This is a genomic window from Hydrogenophaga sp. Root209 (assembly GCF_001428625.1).
In the GTDB taxonomy this organism is placed as follows: domain Bacteria; phylum Pseudomonadota; class Gammaproteobacteria; order Burkholderiales; family Burkholderiaceae_C; genus Hydrogenophaga.
In genome coordinates this window covers 181,256-189,987 of record NZ_LMIE01000006.1, presented here as the reverse complement: position 1 = coordinate 189,987, position 8,732 = coordinate 181,256, and the positions used below count along the sequence as shown (strand labels likewise).

At 67.9% G+C, this 8,732-nt stretch carries 9 protein-coding genes and 1 pseudogene; all 10 read right to left on the bottom strand.

What is annotated here, in order from left to right; translation table 11 throughout:
- A partial coding sequence (locus ASE11_RS07435; RefSeq protein ID WP_056268766.1) for a TRAP transporter large permease occupies positions 1 to 1,218 on the bottom strand: 1,218 nt, incomplete at its 3' end.
- Positions 1,219 to 1,272: 54 nt separating this feature from the next.
- Positions 1,273 to 1,764: a TRAP transporter small permease gene (locus tag ASE11_RS07430; RefSeq protein WP_056268764.1), complete on the bottom strand. Its 492-nt coding sequence runs from the start codon at positions 1,762 to 1,764 to the stop codon at positions 1,273 to 1,275.
- A gap of 167 nt (positions 1,765 to 1,931) precedes the next feature.
- Positions 1,932 to 2,111 (bottom strand): annotated as a pseudogene (locus ASE11_RS27070) (C4-dicarboxylate ABC transporter substrate-binding protein); the annotation flags it as partial.
- A gap of 1 nt (position 2,112) precedes the next feature.
- Positions 2,113 to 3,014, bottom strand: a 902-nt coding sequence (locus ASE11_RS07425; RefSeq protein WP_156406263.1) for a DctP family TRAP transporter solute-binding subunit, incomplete at its 3' end; no start/stop codon positions are given.
- 61 nt (positions 3,015 to 3,075) lie between these two features.
- Positions 3,076 to 4,110 carry a D-erythronate dehydrogenase gene (denD, locus tag ASE11_RS07420; RefSeq protein ID WP_056268760.1) on the bottom strand — a complete coding sequence of 345 codons (1,035 nt, stop codon included), beginning with the start codon at positions 4,108 to 4,110 and terminating at the stop codon, positions 3,076 to 3,078.
- Positions 4,107 to 4,904 carry a 2-oxo-tetronate isomerase gene (gene otnI / locus ASE11_RS07415; RefSeq protein WP_056268757.1) on the bottom strand — a complete coding sequence of 266 codons (798 nt, stop codon included), beginning with the start codon at positions 4,902 to 4,904 and terminating at the stop codon, positions 4,107 to 4,109. The genes denD and otnI overlap by 4 nt, the downstream gene beginning before the upstream one ends.
- Before the next feature lie 94 nt (positions 4,905 to 4,998).
- A complete protein-coding gene (locus ASE11_RS07410) occupies positions 4,999 to 5,679 on the bottom strand; it encodes an aldolase (protein ID WP_056268755.1) in 681 nt (226 codons plus the stop codon).
- Positions 5,676 to 6,953 (bottom strand): 3-oxo-tetronate kinase, encoded by a 1,278-nt coding sequence (gene otnK / locus ASE11_RS07405; protein ID WP_056268753.1) that lies wholly within the window; start codon positions 6,951 to 6,953, stop codon positions 5,676 to 5,678. The genes ASE11_RS07410 and otnK overlap by 4 nt, the downstream gene beginning before the upstream one ends.
- The gene (gene ltnD, locus ASE11_RS07400; RefSeq protein WP_056268750.1) at positions 6,950 to 7,873 is read right to left on the bottom strand and encodes an L-threonate dehydrogenase; all 924 of its coding nucleotides are present in this window, start codon (positions 7,871 to 7,873) and stop codon (positions 6,950 to 6,952) included. Before ltnD ends, otnK begins: the two co-directional genes overlap by 4 nt.
- Entirely contained in the window at positions 7,870 to 8,631 is a 762-nt protein-coding gene (locus ASE11_RS07395; protein ID WP_056268748.1) for a FadR/GntR family transcriptional regulator, read from the bottom strand. Before ASE11_RS07395 ends, ltnD begins: the two co-directional genes overlap by 4 nt.
- Between the last annotated feature and the right edge of the window lie 101 nt (positions 8,632 to 8,732).

Genomic DNA, 8,732 nt, shown 5'->3' with positions numbered 1-8,732 from the left:
CAGGCAGCCCATGATGACCAGCACGAAAGGCAGCAGGTGGCCCACGATGCGGTCCAGCGAGATCTTCGCCACCGTGCAGGCCGCGAAGAGGTTCACGCCAAAGGGCGGGGTGATCATGCCCATGGCCAGGTTGACCACCATGATGATGCCGAAGTGCACCGGGTCGATGCCRAAGTGAATCGCCACCGGCACCAGGATGGGCGCGAGCACGATGATGGCCGCCGAGGTCTCGATGAACATGCCGATCACGAACAGCGCCGCGTTCACGCCCAGCAGGAACCAGCCCGGCGACTGCAACACGCTGGTGAGCCAGATGCCGATGGCGTCCGGAATGCCCGCGCGCGTGATGAGGAAGGCGAACAGGCCGGCGTTGGCAATGATGAACATGATCACCGCGCTGGAGAGCACCGACTTGCGCAGCACGGTGATGATGTCTTTCACCTTGAGTTCGCGGTGGATGACCAGGCCCACCAGCAGCGCATAGAAAACGGCCACCACCGAGGCTTCGGTGGGCGTGAAGATGCCGCCGTAGATGCCACCCAGGATCACCACCGGCATGAGCAGCGCCCAGCCCGCATCGCGCGTGGCCGGGCCCACGCCCAGGCGGTCGTCGCCGTCGTTCTTGCCCAGGCCCTTGAAGCGGCACCACAGGTGCACAAACAGCATGAGCGAGGCGCCGATCAGCAGGCCGGGCACCACCCCGGCGATGAACAGCTCACCGATGGAAACCTCTGCGGCCACACCAAACAGGATCAGCGGGATGGACGGCGGAATGATCACGCCCAGCTCGGCCGAGGTGGCCTGCAGCGAAGCCGCATAGCCCACCGGGTAGCCGTGTTTGATCAGTGCGGGAATGAGGATGGAGCCGATGGCAAACGTGGTGGCCACCGAGGAGCCGGAGACCGCCGCGAAGATCATGCAGGTCAGCACGCAGGTCATGGGCAGGCCGCCCTGCACCCCGCCCACCAGCGACTTGGCGAAGTTCACCAGGCGGCGCGAGATGCCGCCGGTCTCCATGAGGTTGCCGGCCAGGATGAAGAAGGGGATGGCCGCCAGCGGAAACTTGTCGATGGCGGAGAACATTTCCTTGGGCACCAGGATGAGCTGGTTGCTGTCGAAGATCGCCAGGCCCAGGATGGCCGAGCCGCCGATGGCCACGGCAATGGAGATGCTGAATGCAAAACACACCAGCATGGTGACAAGCAGGGTCAAGGGCATGGTGGCGTTCCGGCGAATGGGGAGGGAAGGGATGGCGACATGGGACGTGCGGCGTCACTGCGCGGTGCTGAGTTCATCGTGTTGCGGGTCGGCGTGGTGCGCCACGGTGGCCAGCAGACCGAGCAGGGCGCCCACCGGAATGGCCGCGTAGGCCCAGGCCATGGACAGGTCCAGGCTGGCAAAGGTCTGGAAGCGCACGCGCCAGACCAGGTCGATGCCGAACCACAACACCACGGCAAAGAACGTGAGGTTGACCGAGGTGATGACCCAGCGCACGGTGCTGCGCCAGGCGCCGCGCGAGAGGCGCAGCATCAGGTCCACCGAGATCAGCGCGCCCTGGCGCAGCGCCACCACCGTGCCGAGCATGACCATCCAGATCAGCAGGCGGCGCATGATCTCTTCGGTCCATGTCGATGGTTGAGAGAAGACGAAGCGGGCAATGACCTGCCACATGCCCAGGCACGAAATCACGGCCAGGATGGCGCAAGCCAGTGACAGGCACAGGCCGGTGATGCGGCGATCGATGGCAAGGATGAGAGATTTCATGGCGGTGAGGCGGTCAACAAAAGCAGGTGAAGCAACGAGACGACAGACCCGGCAACGAACGAGGGGGATCCAGACCAGAAACACCAAGGGTCCGGCTCCGCCGGCCCAAGGTGTTGTCCCCCCCCAGGGGGGAAGACGGGCCCGAAGGCCCGGCGCAGGGGGGAGCGTTACTTCACAGCCTGAATGGCCGCGATCTTGTCGGCGCCGAACTCCTTCGCGAAGCCTGCGTAGGCGGGTGCCACGGCCTTGCGGAAGCTCTCGCCATTGACCTTCTCCACCACCTGCATGCCATCGCTCTTGAGTTGCGCGATGCCGTTGTTCTCGTCGTCGTTGACCTTCTTGCGCTGNGCCACGGCCTTGCGGAAGCTCTCGCCATTGACCTTCTCCACCACCTGCATGCCATCGCTCTTGAGTTGCGCGATGCCGTTGTTCTCGTCGTCGTTGACCTTCTTGCGCTGGGCCGCGGCGCCCTTTTTGGCGGCGGCGGTGAAGGCGGCCTTGTCGGCGGCGGACAGCTTGCTCCACACCGCGGGCGAGAGGATCAGTGCGGCCGGCGAATAGACGTGACCGGTCAGCGACAGGTGCTTTTGCACCTGCGAGAACTTGGACGCCAGGATCACGGGAATCGGGTTCTCCTGACCATCGACCGTACCCTGTTGCAGCGCGGTGAACAGCTCCGGGAAGGCCATGGGCGTGGGCAGGATGCCGAAGGTCTTGTAGCCGTCCATGTGCACCTTGTTCTCCATCGTGCGCATCTTCAGGCCGCTGGCGTCGGAGGCCTGGTTGATGGGGCGCTTGCTGTTGGTCATGTGGCGGAAGCCGTTCTCGGTCCAGGCCAGGTTGATCAGGCCCTTGGCTTCCATCTTCTTCTGCAGGTCCTGGCCGATGGGTCCGTCCATCACCTTGCGCGCGTGGTCGTAGTCGCGGAACAGGAAGGGGATGTCGACGATCTTGACCTCGGGCACGAAGTTGCCCAGCGGGCCCGTGGAGGTGTTGACGATGTCCTGCGTGCCCAGTTGCACGGCTTCGATCTGCTCGCGCTCACCGCCGAGCGCCGAATTGGGGAACTGCTGGCACTTGTAGCGGCCTTGCGTGCCCTTCTCCATTTCTTCGCAGAACACAGTGGAGCCGACACCGTAGTGCGACGTGGCCGAGGTGGCGTATCCGATCTTCAGCACGGTCTGGGCCTGCACGGCGCCAGAGGCGGCCAGGATGGCGGCGAGAGCGATGGGTTTGATGAGTTGTTTCATGGACGGTGTCTCCGTTGTGGTTGGGGAAGGGAACAGGGGAACGCAAACAAAAAAGGAACGATCAGGCCGGTGCGGGAAGGCCGAGCCGCGCGCGCGCCTCGGGGTGGCGCACGGCGTCGGGGTGGTCCTGCACGTACTGCTGCAGCACGGTGGTGAAGCTGGCGTCGGCCGCGAGGCCCAGGCGCGGCGCGCGCACGCTCTCGAAGCGCGCCGGCCAGGCGGCCACGATGCCGGCAATCGCGGCGTCGGGCACATGGGTCACCAGGCGCATCACCTCGGGGCCGGCCAGGGTCTCGAACGCGCTCAGCATCTCGCGCACGCTCACGGTGAGCGCCGGCAGGTTGAGCGCGGTGCGCCCGCCAAAGGCTTCGCGGCTGGCTTCGGCCACGGCCACGATGCCGGCCACCGTGTTGGCCGGTGAAGACAGCGCCACGCGCGTGTCCAGATCCACCGGGCACACGCTGGGCAGGCCCGCCAGCGGTTCGCGGAACAGGCCGGAGAGGAAGCCCGAGGCCGCGCCATTGGGGCGCCCCGGGCGCACCGACACCGTCATGAGGCGCGCCGCGCGGCCGTCGATGAAACCCTTGCGGGTGTAGTCGGCCACCAGTTGTTCGCACACGAACTTGTGGATGCCGTAGCTGGACTGCGGCGTGGGCAAGGTGTCGTCGCGCACCACGGCGGGCAGGGGCACGGCGGCGTCGCTGCCGAACACGGCCACTGAGCTCGAGAAAAAGAACACCGGCGGCGGATGGCCGGCGAGGGTCTGCGCGCGGCAGGCGTCGAGCAGGTGCCGCGTGGTGTCCAGGTTGGCGTGCAGGCCCAGGTCGAAGTTGGCTTCACATTCGCCCGAGACCGCAGAGGCCAGGTGGAACACCGCGTCCCAACGCTCGGCCATCAGGGTGGGGATGTTCGCCAGCAGGTCGCCCGCGTGGTGCCGCACGCGCGGGTCGGCCAGCAGGGCTGCATCGCGTGGGGCCACCAGGTCGGCCAGCATCAGTTGCGTGATGGCCTGACCGCGCAGCGTGCCGGTTTGCAGCAGGGTGCGGGCGAGTCGGTCGCCGAGGAAGCCGGCGCCGCCGGTGATGAGGATCTTCATGCCATTGCTTTCTGTGAGGACTGGTAGCGGCGCAACCAGCCCAGGCCGTCGCTGGTGGCGGCCTTGGGGCGGTATTCGCAGCCCACGAAGCCATCAAAGCCGAGGGTGTCGAGCAGGTCGAAGAGGTGTGGGAAGTTCACTTCGCCGCCATCGGGTTCGTGGCGGTCGGGCACGCCCGCGATCTGGATGTGGCCCACGCCGGCGAAATGCTTTTGCAGGCGCTTGCTCAAATCGCCTTCCATGATCTGGCAGTGGTAGAGGTCCATCTGCACCTTCAGGTTGGGAGCACCCGCTTCGGCCAGCACGTCGTGCGCTTGCTGCTGCAGGCTGAGGAAGTAGCCCGGCATGTCGCGGCTGTTGATGGGCTCGATCAGCAGCGTCACACCCAGCGGCGCCAGGCGCGCGGCGGCGTGACGCAGGTTGGTCACATAGGTGGCGTGGCGCGCGGCGGCATCGCTGCTGGCGGGAATCAGCCCGGCCATGGCGTGCACACGCTGGCAGCCGGTGGCTTCGATGTAAGGCAGGGCCTGCTCCAGCGCGGCGGCGAACTCGGCCTCGCGCCCAGGGTGGCAGGCCATGCCACGCTCACCGGCGGCCCAGTCACCCGGCGGCAGGTTGAACAGCGCCTGCGTGAGGCCGTGGTCCTTCAGGCGCGCGCCGATGTCGGCCGGCGCGTGTTCGTAGGGAAACAGGTACTCCACCGCATCGAAGCCGTCGCGCGCGGCCGCGGCAAAGCGGTCGAGGAACGGCACCTCGGTGTACATCATGGACAGGTTGGCGGCGAAGCGGGGCATGCTGTCAAGCCTCCCGCCGGGCCGCCCCAAGGGAGGCGTGCGCCCCCTTGGGGGGCAGCGAATACACGAAGTGATGAGCGTGGGGGTTCATGGTTCACCAGGGGGCGTTGAAGCGACTGCGCAAGTCTTCTGTCTGCGAATCGGTCAGGGGTTCGGCGCGGCGTTCGGTCATCAACCACAGTCGCGCGGTTTCTTCGAGTTCTTCGAGCAGCGCCATGGCACTGCCCGGGCTGTCGTGCCACACCGTGGGGCCCAGGCGCTCCAGCATCACCGCGCGCAGTGGGCGTTGTGCGTTGGCGATCAGGGCGGCCACGTCATCGGCCACGCCCGCATCACCCGGCACGCGGTACGGCACCAGCGGCACATGACCCACCTTCATCACCTGGTAGGGCGTGAGCGGCGGCAAAATGTCGTCGCTGCGCCAGACGCCTTGCAGCGTGAGCGCCACGAGGTGGGTGGAATGGGTGTGCAGAACACAATGCGCGTCGGGTGCGGCGGCGTAGATGCGGCGGTGCAGGGTGAGTGTCTTGCTCGCGCGGGCGCCGGCCAAGGCACTGCCGTCTTCACCCACCCAGGCCAGTTGCGCGGGATCAAGAAAGCCCAGGCAGGCATCGGTGGGTGTGATGAGAAAACCACCCCCTTGCTCGGCGGTGAGGCGCACGCTGATGTTGCCGGCGGTGGAATGCGCCAGACCCCGCTGGAACAGGCTGGCGCCCACGCGCGCGATGTCGGCGCGCACGGCGTCCTGGGTGGCGGGCCAGTGCGGATGACTCACAGCGCCACGCCCGCTTGCTGCAGGGCTTGGGCGAAGAAATCGACGCCGCCGAAGTTGCCCGACTTGAGCGCCAGCTGCACCGCTTCGCCGTTGCCGGGCAACGTCGATTGTGTCCAGGGCACGCCCGGGCAGATGGCCGCGCCAATGCGCAACTGCCGCACGCCCAACGCTTGCACCACCGCACCGGACGTTTCACCGCCGGCCACCACCAGGCGGCGCACGCCGGCTTGCACCAGGCCTTGTGCAATGTGGGCCAGCGCATGCTCCACCGCTTCACCGGAAGCCTGCACACCCAGGGCCTGCTGCACGGCGCGCACGCTCTCGGGTGTGGCGGTCGCATAGATCAGCACGGGGCCCTGCGCCAGCGCTTGCGTGGCCTGGGCCAGCACGGCGTCGGCGGTCTGCCGGCCTTCGTGCAGCGCCAGTGGGTCGATCTGCAAGGTGGCGCGGCCTGCGGCCATCCACTGCGCCACCTGGGCGTTGGTGGCTTCCGAACACGAACCCGAGACCACGGCGGTGGGGCCTTGCAGGCGGTCCAGCTCGGCGGCGTTGGCGTTGGGCGTGAACCAGCCGCGCCTGGCGTAGGCGGGTGGCAGGCCCAGGGCCACGCCCGAGCCGGCGGTGAGCAGGGGCAGCTCGGCGCAGGCGTCGGCCAGCGTCAGCAGGTGGGCGTTGCTCACCGCGTCGGCCACGGCGATCTTCACACCGTCTGCGCGAAGCTGTGCGATGCGCGCCTGAGCGGCCGGCGTGCCGCCATCAATCACATCGTGGCGCAACAGGCCCACGGTCTGCTGCGTTTGCGCCTGCAGCACGCGAACCAGGTTCGCATCCGTCATGGGCGTGAGCGGGTGGTGGCGCATGCCCGAGTCGCTGAGCAGCGCGTCGCCCACGAACAGGTGGCCGCGGAACACGGTGCGGCCGTTTTCAGGGAAGGCGGGGCAGGCGATCGTGAAGTCCGTGCCGAGCGCGGCCATGAGCGCGTCGGTGACCGGGCCGATGTTGCCCTGCGGCGTGGAGTCGAAAGTGGAGCAGTACTTGAAATAGATCTGCCGTGCGCCCGCGGCGCGCAAGGCAGCCAGCGCCGCCAGGCTGTGCGCGACCGCGTCGGCCGGCGCGATGGTGCGGGTCTTGAGCGCGATCACCACCGCGTCGGCCTGGGGCAGGCCGCTCTCGGGCACGCCCAGCACCTGCACCGTGTGCATGCCGGCGCGCACCAGCATGCTGGCCACGTCGGTGGCGCCGGTGAAGTCGTCCGCGATGACGCCCAGAATCATGCGGCGGCCTCCTGCGGTGCCGGCAGGTCGATGCCGGCCAGCTGTGCGTAGTACTTCACCACTGCGGAGTCGTCTTCACCGCCCAGGCCCATGGCCGCTGTGGCCAGGTAGAGCTGGTGCGCGGCGGCGGCCAGCGGCAATGGAAACTTCAGCTGGCGCGCCGCGTCGAGCACGATGCCCAGGTCCTTCACGAAGATGTTCACCGCCGACAGCGGCGTGTAGTCACCGTCCAGGATGTGGGGCACGCGGTTCTCGAACATCCAGCTCATGCCGGCGGAGTTGCAGATCACCTCATAGAGCTGGCGCGGCTCGGCACCGGCGCGCATGCCCAGGGCCATGGCTTCGCAGGCGGTGGCGATGTGCACGCCCGCCAGGTGCTGGTTGACCATCTTCACCGTGGAGCCGATGCCCGCCTTGTCGCCCAGGCGGTAGACCTTGCCGGCGAAGGCCTCGAGCACGCTGCCGGCGGCGGCGAAGGCTTCGGGCTGGCCCGAGGCCATGACCGTCATCTGGCCCGCAGCGGCCTTCTTGGCGCCACCCGAGACCGGGCCGTCGATCAGCCAGTGGCCAGTCTCCAGCAGGCGCTGTTCCCACACCGGGGGCAGGGCGGGGTCGACCGTGGCCGAGCACACCACCACACCGCCGCGCTTCAATGACGACGCCACACCTTGCGCGCCGAACAGCACGTCGTCGGTCTGCGCGGCGTTGACCACCAGCACCAGCACCACGTCGCAGTGGCTGGCCAGTTCGGCGACGCTGGCGGTGGCGCGGCCGCCTGCCTGCTCGAAGGCCGCGCGGGCGTCGGCGCGCGGGTCGCAGCCCCAGGTGGGCACGCCCTGGCGCAGCGCCGAGAGCGCGGCGCCCATGCCCATGGAGCCCAGGCCGATGACGCCGAGTGTGTGTGAGGAAACGTTGCTCATGAGGAAAAACCGGGTGGGGAAGGGGTCAGCATCGCGCCGAGGGCGCGTCGGATGGGGGGTGCGGCGTTGTTCAGACGCCTCGCCGCGTTGTGCATGTGCAGCATGGCGGCCTGCCGCGCCGCGAGCACGTCGCCGCGCATCACCGCTTCGGCGATGGCGCGGTGTTCTTCGCGCACCTCCACCATGTAGCCGCTGTCCAGCGCTTCGTTGGTGCGCGTCACGCACATGGATTCGCGCTGGTACTGCTCCAGGAAGCCCAGCAGGCGTTCGTAGTGCGGGTTCTCGGTGGCGCGGGCGATGCTGCGGTGAAAGGCCAGGTCGGCCTCCACGCCTTCCGCGCCCTGGGGCGGGCAGGCTTCCAGGTGCTCCAGCGCCTCGGCGATCGTGCGCGCCTTCTCGGGCGTCATGCGCTGCGCGGCCAACGCGGCCACGTCGGCTTCCAGCCCGCGGCGCACCTCCACCACCTGAAGCACGCTCTCCATGGACGTGACCACCAGCGGATCAAAGGCCAGGGCGCGCGCCTGGTGGCGCGGTGCCACGAACACGCCGGAGCCCTGGCGCGAGGTGAGCAGGCCAATGGACTTGAGTCTGCTGACCGCTTCGCGCACCACGGTGCGCGACACCCCGAATTGCTCGGCCAGGCGCTGCTCGGTGGGCAAGCGTTCGTCGGGCGCCAGCTCCCCGGACTCGATGCGCTGCAGCAGCAGGCCGGCCAGTTTGTCGGTGAGGCGTTCGGGCGCTTGCAGAGCGTCGCTCATGGGTGTGGATCGGGCTTCAGGTGTCTGGTTATATGGTCATCATACAAATTAAGGTGAAGATCTCCACTCATGGTTTTCCCTTGAAACAAGGGCATGGAAGC

Bases quoted from the DNA above. Each gene is read 5' to 3' on its own strand.
- ASE11_RS07430 (WP_056268764.1), bottom strand. From the start codon at position 1,764: ATGAAATCTCTCATCCTTGCCATCGATCGCCGCATCACCGGCCTGTGC.
- denD (WP_056268760.1), bottom strand. From the start codon at position 4,110: ATGAAGATCCTCATCACCGGCGGCGCCGGCTTCCTCGGCGACCGACTC.
- otnI (WP_056268757.1), bottom strand. From the start codon at position 4,904: ATGCCCCGCTTCGCCGCCAACCTGTCCATGATGTACACCGAGGTGCCG.
- otnK (WP_056268753.1), bottom strand. From the start codon at position 6,953: ATGATTCTGGGCGTCATCGCGGACGACTTCACCGGCGCCACCGACGTG.
- ltnD (WP_056268750.1), bottom strand. From the start codon at position 7,873: ATGAGCAACGTTTCCTCACACACACTCGGCGTCATCGGCCTGGGCTCC.
- ASE11_RS07395 (WP_056268748.1), bottom strand. From the start codon at position 8,631: ATGAGCGACGCTCTGCAAGCGCCCGAACGCCTCACCGACAAACTGGCC.